Genomic DNA, 16,609 nt, shown 5'->3' on the forward strand with positions numbered 1-16,609 from the left:
ACGCGGACGAGCGCCTACCAATCCACTATAGCGCAGGCTGCGACGCCTCGGTAAGCACGCAAGCCTGCCCGCCATCCCCAGGTCGAGACCTCGCGGCTCGTCAGGCCCGGATCATGGTGCCGACGCCCGCGTCGGTCAATATCTCCAGCAACAGCGCGTGCGGCACGCGGCCATCGATGATGTGCACCGCGTTGACGCCGTTGCGCGCCGCATCCAACGCCGAGCTGATCTTGGGCAGCATGCCGCCATGTATGGTGCCGTCGGCGAACAAGCCGTCCACTTGCTGCGCGGACAAGCCGGTCAACAACTTGCCGTTCTTGTCCAGCACGCCCGGGGTATTGGTCATCAACACCAGCTTTTCCGCGCCCAGAGTCTCCGCCAGCTTGCCGGCCACCAGGTCGGCGTTGATATTGTAGGCTTCGCCGTCTTCGCCGACGCCTATGGGCGCCACCACCGGGATGAAGTCCTGGCTGTCCAGCAAAGACACCAGCGACGGATCGATGCCGGAGATTTCGCCCACCTGGCCGATGTCGATCTCATCATCGGTTTCGGACTTCAAATACATTTTGCTGGCGCGAATGAAATGCCCGTCCTTGCCGGTCAGGCCCACCGCCTTGCCCCCGTGCTTGTTGATCAGCGAGACGATTTCCTTGTTCACCAGGCCGCCCAGCACCATTTCCACCAAATCCATGGTATCCGAGTCGGTCACGCGCATGCCCTGAATGAACTCTCCCTGCTTGCCAACGCGGTTCAACAGTTCGTTGATCTGCGGCCCGCCGCCGTGCACCACTACCGGGTTGATGCCCACCAGCTTGAGCAAAACCACGTCCTTGGCGAAACCCTCTTTCAATGCCGCGTCAGTCATGGCGTTGCCGCCGTACTTGATCACCAGGGTCTTGCCGGCGAAACGGCGGATATAGGGCAGGGCTTCGGCAAGAATCAGGGCTTTTTCTGCTGCATCGGTCGGCACGGCGTTCTCCATGGTTGCACCGGACCGTTACCGGCCGGCGATATGACGGTTCTGACCTAGTGGTCTGATCTGTTGCATTTTAATCAAGCCGGTTAATGAACTGTAATTTATTAATTGCAGAACAACGGCATTTTGCAATACAGTCCAACTCATTAATGAACCAATATTCAGCTACATCCCCATGGCACAAGCCCCCGCCTCGCGCTGGCAGCGCAAAAAAGACGCGCGTCCCAGCGAAATCCTGGACGCCGCGCTGACCCTGTTTGTAGAAAAAGGCTTCAGCGCCACCAAGATGGAAGACATCGCCCGCGCCGCCGGCGTGACCAAGGGTACGCCTTATCTGTACTTCCAAAATAAGGAAGAGATCTTCAAAGCCATGGTGCGCCACCATTTATCCAGCCGGCTCAGCGCCTTCGTAGAACTGGAACAACAACATACGGGGCCGGTGGGCGAGCTGCTACAAATCCTCCTGCTCAAGTGGTGGGATGAAGTGGGCGCCACGCCCGCCGCCGGCCTGTGCAAGCTGGCCATAGCCGAAGCCACCAACTTCCCGGAACTGGCGCGCTTCTACACCACGGAAGTGATTTCCCCTTGTCTGAGCATGATCGAGCACATCCTGCGCCGCGGCATGGATAGCGGAGAATTCCGCGTCCTGCCCATCGCCAGCAGCAGCGACGCTCTGCTGGCCCCCCTGGTGATGGCGATGACCTGGGCCCACTCCTTCGCCAAGGTGGTGCCCGATGTTTGCGGCTACTCGCATCAGTACTCCCGCGCGCACCTGAGCGAAGCCTTGCAGTTGGTGCTGCAAGGCCTGAAGAATCCAACCTGCGAGAATTGACATGAAAACCGCCGCTCACTGCCTCTGGCTAGGCATCGTCAGTCTGACCCTCGCCGCCTGCGGCAAACCGGAGGCGCCTCCGGAAGCGCCTCGCCCCGTCCGTTACGTGGTGGCGGGCGCCACCGCCCAGCAACAAGGCGATAGCTACTCCGGCGAAATCCGCGCCCGTCACGAGACCAATCTGGCCTTCCGCGTGGCCGGCAAAGTAGTGGCCAAGCTGGCCAATAGCGGCGACCGGGTGAAAAAAGGCCAGGTGCTGGCGCGGCTGGACCCCAGCGACTACGCGCTGGACCTGTCGGCCAAACAAGCTCAGTTGGCCGCCGCACAATCCGACCTGGGCCAACAAGAGCTGAACCTGAAACGCTACCGCGAGCTGCTGGCCAAGCAGTTCGTCAGCCAGGCGCAGGTGGACGGGCAACAGAACGCGGTCAACGCAGCTCGGGCCAAGGTGGATCAAGCCAAGGCGCAGCTCGCCGCCAGCCGCAATCAAACCGGCTACACCAGCCTGGTGGCGGACGCCGACGGCGTGCTAAGCCAGATGGTTGCCGAGCCCGGCCTGGTCGTGGCCGCCGGCCAGGCCATGGCTAGACTATCGCAGGACGGCGTGCGCGAGGTCGCGGTCCAAGTGCCGGAGAACGCGCTGGACAAGGTGCGCCGCGCCGGCCAATTCCAGGTGAGTCTATGGAACGGCGGCGCGCCGATGTCGGGCACGCTGCGCGAGCTGGCAGCCGACGCCGATCCCGCTACCCGCACTTACGCCGCCCGCGTCGCCATCAGCGGCGACTCCAGCCGCCTGCAATTGGGAATGACCGCCAGCGTCGCCTTGCCTAACGCCGCGGACGCGCAGATGCGGCTGCCGCTGACCGCCTTGCTGGACGAACAGGGCAAGCACTATGTCTGGCTGATCGCCCCCAACGGCAAGGTCGCTCGCCGCGCGGTGACGGTCAGCCGCGTAGACGCCGACTCCGCCACCCTGTCCCAGGGCGTGCGGCCTGGCGACAAAATCGTCACAGCCGGCATCCACCTGCTGCGCGACGGCCAGGCCGTGAAACTGTTGGAGCACTGAGACGGCCATGAAAAAACTGAATCTGTCGGAATGGGCGCTGCGTCACCAGTCCTTGGTGCGCTACCTGATGGTGATGCTGATGCTGGCCGGAGTCTGGGCCTACACCCAGCTGGGCCAGAAGGAAGACCCGGAATTCACCTTCAAGGCCATGCTGGTGCAAGCTTACTGGCCCGGCGCCGGCACATTGGAGATGGAACAGCAGGTCACCAACAAGCTGGAGGAAAAGCTGCAGGAGATGGGCGAGATTGACTACGTCCAAAGCTATACCAAACCGGGCGAGAGCCTGCTGCTGATTTCGGTGCGCGAAGACGTGCCGCCCAAGAACGTGCAACAACTGTGGTACCAGGTGCGCAAGAAGATAGGCGATATCCGCGCCACCCTGCCCGCGGAAGTCCAGGGACCGTTCTTCAACGACGAGTTCGGCGACACCTTCGGCAATATCTACGCCTTCGCCGGCGACGGTTTCAGCTACGAGGAAGTGCGCCAATACCTGGAGGACGCCAAACGCGAGATCCTGCGCGTGCCGGACGTGGCCAAGGTCAGCCTGCTGGGCGTGCAGGAGCAGCGCGTCTACGTGGACCTGTCCACCGCCAAGCTGGCTTCGCTGGGGCTGGACACCAGCGCCATCTGGAAAGCCTTGCAACAACAAAACGCGATGACGCCGTCCGGCGTGTTCGAAACCGCCAGCGACCGCATCTGGGTCCGCCCCACCGGCAACTACGCCAGCGTGGAGGCTATCGCCGCCACCCCGGTCACCGTCAACGGCAAAACCTTCCGCCTGGGCGACATCGCCTCGGTCAAACGCGGCTACATTGATCCGCCGCTCAGCACCATGCGCTTCAACGGCAAACCGGTGCTGGGCATGGCCATCACCATGAAGGCCGGCGGCGACGTGCTGCGCCTGGGCAAAAACCTGGATGCGGCCATGCGGCAGATCCAGTCCAAGATGCCCGTGGGCCTGGAAATCCATTCGGTTTCCGACCAGCCCAAGGTGGTCAAGAACGCGGTTGGCGAATTCATGCGTTCGCTGGTGGAGGCCGTAGTCATCGTGCTGGCCGTCAGCTTCTTCAGCCTGGGCCTGCGCACCGGCATCGTGGTGGCGCTGTCCATCCCGCTGGTGCTGGCGATGACTTTTCTGGCCATGTATTTCTTCAATATCGACCTGCAGCGTATCTCGCTGGGTTCCTTGATCATCGCGCTGGGGCTGCTGGTGGACGACGCCATCATCGCGGTGGAAATGATGGCACTGAAGCTGGAACAAGGCTGGAGCAAGTTTCAGGCCGCCACCTTCGCCTACACCAGCACCGCCTTCCCCATGCTGACCGGCACCCTGATCACCGCCGCCACTTTCCTGCCCGTGGGCATCGCCAAGTCCAACGCCGGCGAATACGTGTTCAGCCTGTTCGCCGTGGTCGGCATCGCGCTGGTGCTGTCCTGGATCGTCGCGGTGGTGTTCACCCCCTACCTGGGCTACAAGCTGCTGCCGGAAAACCTCCAGCACCACGAGGCGCACGATGTTTACGACAAACCGTTCTACCGCCGCTTCCGCAGGGTGGTGGAATGGTGCCTGGAACGGCGCAAGACCGTGATCGCCCTGACGCTGGCCGCCTTCGTGCTATCCCTGCTGGCCTTCAAGCTGCTGGTGGCTCAACAGTTTTTCCCCTCGTCCAACAGGCCCGAACTGATGGTGGACATGTGGCTGCCGCGCGGCGCCAGTCATCAGGCCACCGAGCGCGAAGTTGAAAAACTGGAAGCCCTGCTCAAACGCGACCCGGACATCGTCAGCGTCACCAGCTACGTCGGCAGCGGCAGCCCGCGTTTCTATCTGCCGCTGGATCAGCAGCTGCAACACTTGAACTACGCGCAGCTGATGTTGATGACCCGGGACGAACATGTGCGCGAAGACGTGAAGAAACGGCTGGAAAAGCTATTCGACAACGACTTCCCCAATGTCCGCGGCCGGGTGACCCGGCTGGAGAACGGTCCGCCGGTGGGCTACGCGGTGCAATTTCGGGTGATGGGCGAGGACCACGTCAAGGTGCGCGCCATCGCCGCCCAGGTGGAAGCGCTGATGCGCGCGCATCCATCCACCCGCCAGGTCAATATCAACTGGGGCGAGCAGGTGAAGGCCCTGCGCATCCGCATCGATCAGGACAAGGCGCGCGCGCTCGGCCTGTCCTCTCAGCAATTGTCGCAGCAATTGCAGATGCTGATTTCCGGCGCCACCGTGACCAGCTTCCGCGAAGGCGACCAGGCCATCGCCATCGTCGCGCGGCTCAATCCGGACGAACGCAAGAATGTCGCCGGCCTCGGCAACTTGATGATACAAACCGGCAGCGGCCGCTTTGTGCCGGTGTCGCAGATAGGACACATCGAATACCAGCCGGAAGAAAGCATCATCTGGCGGCGCAACCGCCTGCCCGCCATCACGGTGAGCGCGGATCCGGCGGAAGGCGCCCAGGGCGCGGACATCTCCCGGCAACTGCTGCCCAAGATGCAAGCGCTGGAGCAGACGCTGCCGCTGGGCTATCACATCGAAACCGGCGGCAGCATGGAATCCAGCGCCAAATCGCAAAAAGCCATTGCGGCGGTGGCGCCGTTGATGCTGGTGGTGGTGGTAACCCTGCTGATGTTGCAGCTGCACAGCGTGCAACGCAGCATCATGGTGCTGCTGACCGCGCCGCTGGGCATGATAGGCGTGACGCTGACCCTGATCGCTTTCAGCGCTCCGTTCGGCTTTGTCGCCATGCTGGGGGTCATCGCGCTGTCCGGCATGATCATGCGCAACTCGGTTATCCTAGTTGACCAGATCGAACACGACATTCGCGACGGCATCGATCCCTGGCACGCTATTGTCGGCTCCACAATTAGACGTTTTAGGCCTATCATGCTGACGGCATTGGCGGCCATCCTGGCGATGATCCCGCTGAGCCGCAGCACGTTCTGGGGACCGATGGCCGTGGCCATCATGGGCGGGCTGCTGGTGGCCACAGTGCTAACCCTGCTGTTCCTGCCGGCGCTGTACGCGCAATGGTTCAAGGTACGGCGGCCTCAGGCCTGACGACACCTTGCCGCGCGACGAGACAAAACAAACCGAGCATATAAACACAAATGAACAAGACCCGATTCCGATTGCCCCTGCTGGGCAGCCTGTTGCTGCTGGGTTTCGCCCTGCCGGCCCACGCTTTCGACCTGGTTGAAGCCTGGCGCGCCGCCCGCGACTACAACGCGGACTTCGCCGCCGCGCGCTCCGACCTCGACGCCGGCCGGGAAAAAGCGACGCAAGGCCGCGCGCTGCTGATGCCCCAGGTGGGCGCCACCGCCAATTACAATTACACCAATCCAATCGCACCCGCGGGCCAAGGGGGTTACGACTCCACCACCTACGGCGTCAACTTGCAACAGCCGCTGTTCGATGTCAGCAAATACACCGGCTACCAAAAAGGCAAGCTGGCCACTCAGCAAGCGGAAACCAGCTACGGCGCAGCTGAACAACAGCTGATCCTGGATACCTCCCAAGCTTATTTCAACGTGCTGCTGGCCAAGGACACCCTGTCCGCCACCAGCGCCAGCAAGAAAACGTTCCAGCAACAATTGGAACAAGCCAAGACCGCCTTCGAAGTGGGTACCGCCACCATCACCGACACCCACGAAGCCCAAGCCGGCTACGACGGCGCGGTGGCCCAGGAAATCAAGGCGATCAACAGCCTGGAATTGGCGGAGAACAATCTGCGCCGCATCACCGGGCTGGACCCCAAGACCATCCAACCGGTGTTGGACAAGCTGCCGCTGGAACTGCCGACGCCGGCGACCCTGGAAGCCTGGATCGGGATCGCCCTGCGCAACAGCCTGAGCATCAAGGCCGCCGAGCAAACGCTGGAAATCGCCGGCAAGAACGTCACCGAGAAAAAAGGCGGCCACCTGCCGGTGATCAGCCTGACCGCCGGCTACAGCGATACCCAGACCCGCGCCCCGATGCAGCAGCCTCACACCCGCGGCAGCAGCATAGGCGTCGGCATCACCCTGCCCTTGTTCGCCGGCGGCGGCATCAACTCGCAAGTGCGCGAGGCGGCGGCGCAGCAGGAGTCCGCCAAAGACAAGCTGGAAGCCGTCCGCCGCCAAGTGCGCGAAGACGTGCGCCGCACCTTCCTGGGCGTTACAAACGGCGCGGCTCTGGTGCGCGCTCAGGAGCAATTGCTGATCTCCGCCAAGAGCAAGGTGGAGTCCACCCGCCTGGGCAAGGAAGTGGGCATCCGCACCAATATCGACCTGCTGCAGGCCGAACAGGCTTACTACTCGACGCTCACCAGCCTGGCCACCGCCAAGTATGAGTATCTGATCGCGCGGCTGTCGCTGTCCCAAGCCGCCGGCCAATTGGATAGCGAGGTACTAAGCAAGCTCAACGCCGTCATCCGCCGTTAACCCCCGCTAAGAGTGGCTAACAAACCCCTGATGCTGCGCGCCGACTTGCCGTACTCAAGTACTGCCTGCGTCGGCGCGCCTTGGCTTAGGTTCTCCGCAGCCATGCCAGCAGGCATGGCCGCCGTCCCCCCGCCCCTTCCACGCTCCTCCGCTGGCATCCGCGCAACAGGTGTTTAATTTTTTAGTGCGCGTGTAGCTTTTTGCTAAACACAAACATAGAATGCCTGAGAACGTGCTTACGATATCGCGAGCGTGGGCGAGACAAGGCATTGCGGCTAAGAGAGCGGAATGTACGCATTTCGAAACCGTTTTTAACGCCCTTGTCTAAACTATTCCGCCAACGCGCAACAGATCGTAAACAGGTGCTGAGACGGTCAGACAAGAATAATGAAAGCCAAGCCACGGAGCGGCCAGCCGGCGCCACGATAGACCGGCATCGCTCCGACACCGATTCGCGGCGGTCCGCCAGACGCGGCGCCGACCGCACAACGTCGAGGAGATAGCAGATGAGCAATAAGGATTTGATGCAACGCAAGGCCGACGCCACCCCGCGCGGCGTGGGCGTGATGTGCGGCTTCTTTGCCGAGCGCGCCAAGAATGCCGAAGTCTGGGATACCGACGGCAAACGCTATATCGATTTCGCCGGCGGCATTGGCGTATTGAACACCGGCCATCTGCATGACAAAGTACAGGCCGCGGTCGCCGAACAGCTGTCCCGGTTCAGTCACACCTGCTATCAAGTTGTCCCGTACGAATCCTATATCCGTCTTGCCGAGCGGCTGAACCAGCTAACGCCGGGCCAGCACGCGAAGAAAACCGCGCTGTTCACCACCGGCGCCGAAGCAGTGGAAAACGCGGTGAAAGTGGCGCGCGCCGCCACCGGCCGCGCCGGGGTGATCGCCTTCGGCGGGGCCTTCCACGGCCGCACCCTGCTGGGCATGGCGCTGACCGGCAAGGTGGTCCCGTACAAAGTGGGCTTCGGCCCCTTCCCCAGCGACGTCTATCACGCTCCCTATCCCAACGCGCTGCACGGCGTGTCCGTGGAAGACTCCCTGAACGGGCTGGAAAAGCTGTTCAAGTACGACGTCGACCCCAAACGCGTCGCCGCCATCATCTTTGAGCCGGTGCAAGGCGAAGGCGGTTTCTACGTCGCGCCCAGCGAGTGGGTGGTCCGGCTGCGCAAGATTTGCGACGAGCACGGCATCCTGCTGATCGCCGACGAAGTGCAGTCCGGTTTCGCCCGCACCGGCAAGCTGTTCGCGATGGAGCACTATCCGGTGCAGGCCGACCTGATCACCATGGCCAAATCGCTGGCCGGCGGTTTCCCGCTGTCCGCGCTGACCGGCCGGGCCGAGCTGATGGACGCTCCCGCCCCCGGCGGCCTGGGCGGCACCTATGCCGGCAACCCGCTGGCGGTGGCCGCGGCGCTGGCGGTGATCGACGTCATCGCCGAAGAAAAGCTGCTGGACCGCGCCAACCGCCTGGGCGAGCTGCTGAAGGAAAAACTGCACGGCCTGAAGAGCGCGGTGCCGCAGATCGCCGAGGTCCGCGGGCTGGGCGCGATGCTGGCGGTGGAATTCAATCAGCCCGGCAGCCCGCAACCCGACCCGGACTTCGCCAAGAAAGTACAGACCAAGGCCTTGGAATCCGGCCTGATCCTGCTGACCTGCGGCGTCTACGCCAATGTGGTGCGCTTCCTGTTCCCGCTGACCATAGAAGACGCGGTGTTCGAAGAAGCCCTGGCCAAGCTGGAAGCCGCGCTCAAAGCTTAAAGGCCGCGCCGTGCCCGCGCCGCCGGCGCGGGCCTAGTCCGACATCTCTGCGTTGGAGAACCCATGTTGAATTTGAAAGACCCCGCGCTGCTGAAGCAGCAGTGCTATGTGAACGGCGCCTGGCTAGACGCCGACAACGGCGAAACCATTCCCGTCACTAACCCCGCCACGGGCGAAACTATCGCCAGCGTGCCCAAAATGGGCAAGGCCGAGGCCGAGCGCGCCGTGGCCGGCGCGGCTGAAGCCTTCCTTCTCTGGAAACGCAAGCCGGCGAAAGAACGCGCCGCCCTGCTGCGCCGTTGGTTCGATCTGGTGATGGCGAATCAGGACGACCTGGCGGTCATCCTCACCAGCGAACAGGGCAAGCCGCTCTCGGAAGCCAAGGGCGAAATCGCCTACGGCGCGTCCTATATTGAGTGGTACGCTGAAGAAGCCAAGCGCCTGTACGGCGACACCATCCCTTCTCCCGGCGCCGACAAGCGCATCCTGGTCAACAAGGAACCGATTGGCGTCACCGCAGCGATCACGCCGTGGAACTTCCCCAATGCGATGATCACGCGCAAAGCGGCCCCGGCGCTGGCCGCCGGCTGCCCAATGGTGGTGCGCCCGGCCAGCCAGACCCCGCTCTCGGCCCTGGCCCTGGCCGTGCTTGCAGAACGCGCGGGCATTCCCGCCGGCGTGTTCTCGGTGCTCACCGGCGGCTCCAGCGAAATCGGCGCGGTGCTGACCGGCAGCGACTTGGTAAAGAAATTCTCCTTTACCGGCTCCACCGAAGTGGGCCGCAAGCTGATCGCTCAATGCGCGGACACCGTCAAAAAAGTGTCGATGGAATTGGGCGGCAACGCGCCCTTCATCGTATTCGACGACGCCGACCTCGACGCCGCGGTGGAAGGCGCCATCATCTCTAAATACCGCAACGCCGGCCAGACCTGCGTCTGCGCCAACCGTCTGTTGGTGCAGGATGGCGTCTACGACGCCTTCGCAGAGAAGTTCGCCGCCGCGGTGGCCAAGCTCAAAGTGGGCAACGGCCTGGAGCCTGGCGTCACCCAAGGCCCGATGATAGACATGAACGCAGTGGCCAAAGTGGAAGAACACATCGCCGACGCGCTGGCCAAGGGCGGTAAACTGGTGGCAGGCGGCAAGCGCCACGCGCTGGGTCACAGCTTCTTCGAACCGACGGTAATCACCGACGTTACGCCGCGAATGAAGGTGGCCAAGGAGGAAACCTTCGGCCCGCTGGCGCCGCTGTTCCGCTTCCATTCCGAAGAAGAGGCAATCCGGATGGCCAACGACACCGAGTTCGGCCTGGCCAGCTACTTCTACGCCCGCGATATCGGACGCATTTTCCGCGTGTCAGAAGGTCTGGAATACGGCATGGTGGCGGTCAACACCGGCATTTTGTCCAACGAGGCCGCGCCCTTCGGCGGCGTCAAGCAATCCGGCCTGGGGCGTGAAGGCTCCAAGTACGGCATCGAGGACTATCTGGAAATCAAATACGTACTGCTAGGCGGCATCGACCAGTAAAGCGTCCCGCCAATGCGAAACGGGCTGGATGTCCAGCCCGTTTTTTATTGCCGCAGTCGCGACGCTTAGAACCTGTTCAAAATCTCGCGAGCAAGAGCAAGCGCAGAAGAAGCGGAATGTACACACGGTACACAAGCACTCTGAAGAGGCTTCCAAGGCCGCATCGCCGAAGCGCAGCGCACATTGAACAGGTACGACTAACAAAAATCAGTTTCACGGCTGAGGCAAGGCGCGCCGACGCAGGCAGTACTTGAGTACGGCAAGTCGGCGCAACGCAGCATCAGGTATTTTGTTAGCCGCTCTTAGTGGAACTTGGCCAAGGTCTCCGACAGGGGAATCCCGGCCTCTTTCAGGCATTCAGCCAGATCCCGCCAGGCCTCGTCGCGCTCAGGCGCCACATCCGGCGTCACCAGCCACGGCGCGTGCGCCGCCACTTCCTCTCGGCCGCGCAGGCGGAAGCCCACTTCGTAGCCCTGCATTTCCGGCTGATATTCCGCAACAGCCTCCAGCTCTTGCACCCCGCCCGCGCTCGCGGCCAGCAAGGCCGCGGTCACGCCCAGGCGCTTGCGGTTCCAGGCTCGTACACCGGTCTGCACCGCCTCCCACCAGGGCAAGGGCGCGAACAGCTCGGCCTCGCCGTATTCCATCTCGGCGCCCACCGCCTGCTGTACCAGCGGCATCGCCGCATCCAGCGCCTTGCGCGCCAAACGGCGCGCCTGCTCCGGCGGCAAAGCCCCGCGCTCCACCAAGAAGGGAATCCAGGCCAGCACCAGTTGCGGCTCGTTGGTCTTGCGCGCCGCCTCGTATGTGGCGCGCGAGGAGTCCGGATCCAGCGGCGCGAAATCGCAACCCGCATCCATCACCGGCGCCAACTGCACCAGGTCTTGGCAGGCGCGTTCGTTCAGCATCTCCAGAGAGAACAAGGTGGGCGAAATCCACAGTATCGACTGCTCCGGCACCTCCAGTGCATCCGCCAGCGCCACTTCCAGCCGCTCCAGCTGAGGGAAATGCCACCACACACCGCCCTGGGCGCGTGAAAACGCGAACGGCAAGGCCCAGAGTTCGAACGACACCACCGAGCCATCCTTGCGCATCACCTCGGGGAAAGCGATTGCGTCGCGCGCGCAATTGACCAGCAACTGACGCGCGGCCGGTTGGGACAACAGCGCCAGTTGCGACTCGGTGAACACGGCCTGGTCGCCGGCCGCCAGCGCCATCTGCACCTCGCCTGCCAGCTGCGCGCGCTCCATGGGCTGATCCACCGCGCGGCGCGCCAGTTCCACCAATTGCTTCACCGCTCGACCGCGCTCCGCCGGAGGCAGCGGCTCGGTAGGGCCGGTCCGCATCTCGCGCGGAACCGGACCCGCGGCCTCGCGGTCGGCATAGGCCTTGTGCAGACGCTGATAAGCTTGCATCGCTTCGTCGCAGATCGCCTGCAACTGGCCCACGGTCGGCATCTCGTCTTCATTGCTGAAGTTGAAGTCGAATAAACGCAGACGCAGATTGCAGACATAGACCGTCACATTGTCCGCCTCGTCGAACAGCATGGCGCTAGTCAGACCTTCGCGATCGCGTCCGGGAAAGTCCGTGTCGTCGTCGCCAACCAAACGGCAAACAAAAGCCGGCGCTTCGGTGTGAATCAGGTACTCGGAACCTTCCAGGCCCTGATCGTCAACGGCATCACCAAAAATGAAGCGGTTGGGCAAAAACGGCTCGCCCTTGATGCGGGCATTACGCGGCAGGGATTTCATCTGGCAAGCGAATCTATTCAATAAATCAAACACTCATTGTACCTGCCTAGCGTGGCGGCTTGAAGTCCGCTGGCCAAATCAATCCTCTCCCCTCCATTGCGCCAATGTTCGGCGCTGCTCGCCCGCCGCATCGAAATTGTCAGCGGACAACCAGTTCTCGAAGCCCTGCCGCAATGCCGGCCACTCATGATCCAGGACGGAAAACCAGGCGGTATCGCGATTACGCCCCTTGTAAACCATGGCCTGCCGAAACAGACCCTCGAAGCGGAAACCCAGCCTTAGCGCCGCCCGCTGTGAAGGCTGGTTCAAGGCGTCGCATTTCCATTCATAACGGCGATAACCCAGCGCGAAGGCTTGACGCATCAATAGATACATCGCTTCCGTCGCCGCCGGCCTGCGCTGCAGCAAGGGAGAGAAATTCAGATGCCCCACCTCGATGCAGCCCATCTTCGGGTCAATGCGCAAATAGGCGGCTACACCCAGCGCCTCCCCGCTGACAGCGTCCACGATCGCGTAAAAGTGCGGATCACGCTGCCGTTGCTGCTCGGTCAGCCAATCAGAGAAGTCGGCGTAAGCGGCAAACGGGCTATAGCTCAGATAAGTCCAGTTGCGCCCCTCCGCGTCCGCGCCCATCGACGCGAATAGGCCTGGGCCGTGCCGCTCGGCCTGCAGCGGTTCCAGCCGGCAGAACTTCCCCCGTAGATCCGTCTTAGGCGGCCAGGCCGCCTCGCGCCACTCCGACACCGGCAGCCCCACCGCCTGGCCCAAGGCGTTGACCGTGCCCGCCGACGCCATGCTCACCTCAATCATCGCCTTCCCCTTCAGCATGCGCAGGACACGGCGACGCCAGCTCGCGCCGTGGTTGCATAGCCGTCGCGTACCCACCAATCCAGGCCGCCCTGCAATTCGCGCACATTGAAGCCAAGACGCGCCAGTTTCAAGGCCCCCTTGGTCGACGCATTGCAACCGATGCCATCGCAGAACGACACCAGAACCGCATCCCTGGGTAAGTGCGCGGTGCTTGCCTCGTCCATGGTTCTATGCGGCACGGACACGGCGCCGGGCAGGGTTTCCTTAAGGAAGGCCTCTTCCGCGCGCGCGTCGATCAACACCAATTTTTCCCCGGCTTGCAAAGCACTCCAGACATCGGCGGCGTCCATCTCGTACGCCAGCTTGGCGGCGTAAAAATCTTGCTGACTCAACATTTTTTTCTCCTGTGGCCTTGTAAATGCTGTTAGCCTAAGCGACAAGTCATACCCCAAACAGTGCCACCATGCAAAATATGGAGGAACCACTTTGTCCACCGAGTGGTTGATCGATTTCCTGCGCCAGCGGCTGCAACGTCAAGGCGCGGAAAGCCTGGCTCGCCAGCTGTACCGCTTATTGCGCGAACTGATCCGCGCCGGTCAGTTGGCCGGCGGCGCGCCCTTGCCGGCCAGCCGCGCGCTGGCGGCGGAACTGGCTCTGGGCCGCAACACCATTCTCAACGCCTATGAACAACTGGGCGCCGAAGGCTATCTGGAAAGCCGTCACGGCTCCGGCACTTATGTCGCGGCCTTATTCAGCCCACGTTCCGCGCCGCCGCAGCGCGCTCAGCAACACCCGGGGCTGTCGCAACGCGGCCAGCGCGTCTCCGGCCACTGCACGCTGCCCACTGGGCTGGCTGGCGCCTTCGCCCCTGGGACGCCAGAGCTGAAACAATTCCCCCACGCCCAATGGCAGCGCTGCCTGCAAAACCATATCCAACGGCCGCAGCTGGACCATCTGCACTACCGCCACGACGGCGGTCTGCCCGAACTCAAGCGCTCCCTCAGCCAATACCTGTATCTATCGCGCTCGGTGCGCTGCCAGCCGGAGCAAATCGTCATCACCCAAGGCGCGCAGCAAGGACTGGAACTGCTGGCCCGGCTATTGGCCGACCCCGGCGACGACGCCTGGGTGGAAGATCCCGGCTACAGCGGCGCACAGGCAGCGCTGCGAGCAGCGGAACTGAACATCGTCCCGGTTCCCGTTGACGCCCAAGGCATGGCCCCGACGCCCGCGCATCAGGCCACGCCTCCGCGTCTGATTTACATCACCCCGTCCCATCAATATCCAACCGGCGTCGTCATGTCGCTGGCACGACGACTAACGCTGCTTCAGTTAGCCAAGCTACACGACAGCTGGATCATAGAAGACGACTACGATAGCGAATTCCGCTACACCACCCACCCCATCGCCTCCCTGCAAGGGCTGGCCGACAGCGAGCGCGTCATTTATCTCGGAACCTTCAGCAAAGTCATGTTTCCCGCGCTGGGACTGGGCTACCTGATCCTGCCCGAAACGCTGGTGGAGCCGTTCCGCCGCGTCCAGGCGCGTTTGTACCGGGAGGGCAATTACCAGGTGCAAGCCGCGCTGGCCGACTTCATCGAACAAGGTCATTTCGCCCGCCATATCAAGCATATGCGCGAGCTCTACCAATTGCGGCAACACCTGCTGCGCGGCACTCTGCAGCGCGCGCTGGGCGACGCGCTGCCGCTGTCCGCCGGCGAGGCCGGCTTGCACTTGGTCGCTCAGTTGCCGACCGGCTTCGATGAATGGGAACTCAGCACCGCCGCCGCCCGGCAGCAACTATGGCTGCGCCCTTTGACCAAGCACTTCATCGGCCCGGTGGACCGCAACGGATTAGTGCTTGGCTACGCCGGAGTGGAAGAACAGGAACTTCACGCCGCCGCGCTCAAGCTGGCGGCGCTATTGGAAACGCGATGGAAGTGAAACCTACGCTGCTGGTCAGCGCCTGCCTGCTGGGGCAGCCCGTACGCTACGACGGCCAGGCCCAACCGCTGACTGAACATGCCTGGACGGGATTGCGCCGGGAATTCACCCTGATCCCCGCCTGTCCAGAATGCATGGGCGGCCTGCCTACGCCCAGGCCCGCGGCGGAGTTGCGCGGAGGCGACGGCGCTGCCGCGCTGCGCGGTCAGGCCACGGTGGAAACCGCTGCCGGCGAAAATGTCAGCGCCGCCTTTGTGCGCGGAGCCCAGGCCAGCCTGCGCCTGGCTCAGGCCCATGGCTGCCGGCAGGCGCTGTTGAAGGCAAACAGCCCCTCATGCGGCACGCTCCGCATCTACGACGGCGAATTTTCCGGCAAGCTCAAGGACGGGGAAGGTGTGACTGCCAGCCTGTTGCGACAAGCTGGCATCAAGGTCTGTTCGGAGGACCGCATGGAAGAATTGCTGAAAGCGCCTGGGGAGTAAATCCCCTAGACGCTCTCGTGAACGACCTTTACAGAAACTCGAGGCGGCCGCCGTTCAGGTGATACATCGCGCCGGCGATCTTGATCCGGCCCTCTTTCTCCAGCTTGGCCAGCACATCGCTGCGCTTGCGAATCTGATCAATGGTATGCAGCACATTGCTGCGCGCCACCGCATCGACAAACTCCGCATTCTTGCTGCTGCGCTCGCCATCATACTTGGTTAGAGAAACCGCCGGCCGAATGCGCGCCAGCAAACCCGTCAGATTGCCCAACTCCACGTGGTCGATAGCCCCCTTGATAGCGCCACAGGCGGTATGCCCCATCACCAGCACCACTTTGGCGCCGGCAACCGCGCAGGCAAACTCCATGCTGCCCAACAAATCGTCATTCACCACATTGCCGGCAACCCGGGAATTAAAGGTTTCGCCGATGCCCGCATCCATCACGATTTCCGCCGGCGCGCGCGAATCTATGCAGCTGAGCACCACCGCGGAGGGGTACTGCCCCTCGGCGCTTGAACGCTTTTGCGCCAGGTAGTCGTGCTGCATCGGCTTGCCGCTTCGGAAGCGCTCATTGCCTTTCGCCATCTCCGCCAGCACTTGCTCCGGCGTCATCGCATCTCGCTGGGACTTGCTCAAAGACGCCGCATACGCCACGCCGTTCAGGCCCCCGCCGACACCCATGGCAAATAGCGCCGCGGCGCCCAAGGCGGTTTTCATCACCGTCCGTCGGCCGATAGACTCGCCGCAATTCACTTCCCGACACAGATGCTCGCTCATTCGCGTCCTTTCCTAGTGTAGTGACATAAAGGTACAGTGGTATAAAATTTTTTAATTTTATTTAGTAACTATCTAATTAGATGATAGTTAGCGACTTAGTTCACTGCACAGTCAATTAGGACATGGCGATGAAAAGTGCCGCTCCGGCTGCAGGCTGCCAAACACAAAGCCTCGAACAACTCTAAAGAAGAGAAACAAGAAGGAAATAGAGAAAACGGCACTGCCGTTGCGCTTATTCAGCCTCCAGCGCGC

The 16,609-nt window shown here is 62.6% G+C and carries 13 protein-coding genes; 8 read left to right on the forward strand and 5 right to left on the reverse strand.

The genetic code is table 11. The features are described from left to right. Positions 1–100 precede the first annotated feature (100 nt). Positions 101–982, reverse strand: coding sequence for an acetylglutamate kinase (gene argB, locus ACUXV1_RS21085; protein ID WP_446016425.1), 882 nt, complete (start codon positions 980–982; stop codon positions 101–103). Positions 983–1,151: 169 nt separating this feature from the next. Between argB and ACUXV1_RS21090 the strand changes: the two genes are divergently transcribed. The 6 genes from ACUXV1_RS21090 (at position 1,152) to gabD (ending at position 10,592) form a co-directional block, all read left to right on the forward strand. After that, positions 1,152–1,808 (forward strand): TetR/AcrR family transcriptional regulator, encoded by a 657-nt coding sequence (locus ACUXV1_RS21090; protein WP_446016427.1) that lies wholly within the window; start codon positions 1,152–1,154, stop codon positions 1,806–1,808. A gap of 1 nt (position 1,809) precedes the next feature. Beyond that, the gene (locus ACUXV1_RS21095) at positions 1,810–2,874 is read left to right on the forward strand and encodes an efflux RND transporter periplasmic adaptor subunit (RefSeq protein ID WP_446016429.1); all 1,065 of its coding nucleotides are present in this window, start codon (positions 1,810–1,812) and stop codon (positions 2,872–2,874) included. 7 nt (positions 2,875–2,881) lie between these two features. Beyond that, positions 2,882–5,935 carry an efflux RND transporter permease subunit gene (locus ACUXV1_RS21100; RefSeq protein ID WP_203391136.1) on the forward strand — a complete coding sequence of 1,018 codons (3,054 nt, stop codon included), beginning with the start codon at positions 2,882–2,884 and terminating at the stop codon, positions 5,933–5,935. Between the two features lie 50 nt (positions 5,936–5,985). Continuing rightward, the gene (locus ACUXV1_RS21105) at positions 5,986–7,296 is read left to right on the forward strand and encodes a TolC family outer membrane protein (protein ID WP_043594180.1); all 1,311 of its coding nucleotides are present in this window, start codon (positions 5,986–5,988) and stop codon (positions 7,294–7,296) included. Positions 7,297–7,802: 506 nt separating this feature from the next. Further along, positions 7,803–9,068, forward strand: coding sequence for a 4-aminobutyrate--2-oxoglutarate transaminase (gene gabT / locus ACUXV1_RS21110; RefSeq protein ID WP_043594182.1), 1,266 nt, complete (start codon positions 7,803–7,805; stop codon positions 9,066–9,068). A 63-nt stretch (positions 9,069–9,131) separates the two neighbouring features. After that, a complete protein-coding gene (gene gabD / locus ACUXV1_RS21115) occupies positions 9,132–10,592 on the forward strand; it encodes an NADP-dependent succinate-semialdehyde dehydrogenase (protein ID WP_194427015.1) in 1,461 nt (486 codons plus the stop codon). Between the two features lie 302 nt (positions 10,593–10,894). Here the strand turns inward: gabD and ACUXV1_RS21120 are convergent, their stop codons facing one another. From ACUXV1_RS21120 to ACUXV1_RS21130, 3 genes are all read right to left on the reverse strand, one after another. Further along, on the reverse strand, positions 10,895–12,343 hold the full coding sequence (locus ACUXV1_RS21120) for a hypothetical protein (protein WP_043638000.1): 1,449 nt from the start codon (positions 12,341–12,343) through the stop codon (positions 10,895–10,897). 78 nt (positions 12,344–12,421) lie between these two features. After that, a complete protein-coding gene (locus ACUXV1_RS21125; RefSeq protein WP_446016432.1) occupies positions 12,422–13,153 on the reverse strand; it encodes a GNAT family N-acetyltransferase in 732 nt (243 codons plus the stop codon). An 11-nt stretch (positions 13,154–13,164) separates the two neighbouring features. Continuing rightward, on the reverse strand, positions 13,165–13,548 hold the full coding sequence (locus ACUXV1_RS21130) for a rhodanese-like domain-containing protein (RefSeq protein ID WP_081557036.1): 384 nt from the start codon (positions 13,546–13,548) through the stop codon (positions 13,165–13,167). A gap of 91 nt (positions 13,549–13,639) precedes the next feature. On the opposite strand from ACUXV1_RS21130, the gene pdxR reads away from it, so the two are divergent. Continuing rightward, entirely contained in the window at positions 13,640–15,097 is a 1,458-nt protein-coding gene (gene pdxR / locus ACUXV1_RS21135) for a MocR-like pyridoxine biosynthesis transcription factor PdxR (RefSeq protein WP_446016435.1), read from the forward strand. Then, positions 15,088–15,579: a DUF523 domain-containing protein gene (locus ACUXV1_RS21140; protein WP_446016437.1), complete on the forward strand. Its 492-nt coding sequence runs from the start codon at positions 15,088–15,090 to the stop codon at positions 15,577–15,579. Before pdxR ends, ACUXV1_RS21140 begins: the two co-directional genes overlap by 10 nt. A 28-nt stretch (positions 15,580–15,607) precedes the next feature. Here ACUXV1_RS21140 and ACUXV1_RS21145 read toward each other — a convergent pair whose 3' ends face one another. Continuing rightward, the gene (locus tag ACUXV1_RS21145; RefSeq protein ID WP_446016439.1) at positions 15,608–16,357 is read right to left on the reverse strand and encodes a carbonic anhydrase family protein; all 750 of its coding nucleotides are present in this window, start codon (positions 16,355–16,357) and stop codon (positions 15,608–15,610) included. Between the last annotated feature and the right edge of the window lie 252 nt (positions 16,358–16,609).

The organism is Chromobacterium sp. W521, assembly GCF_052805975.1.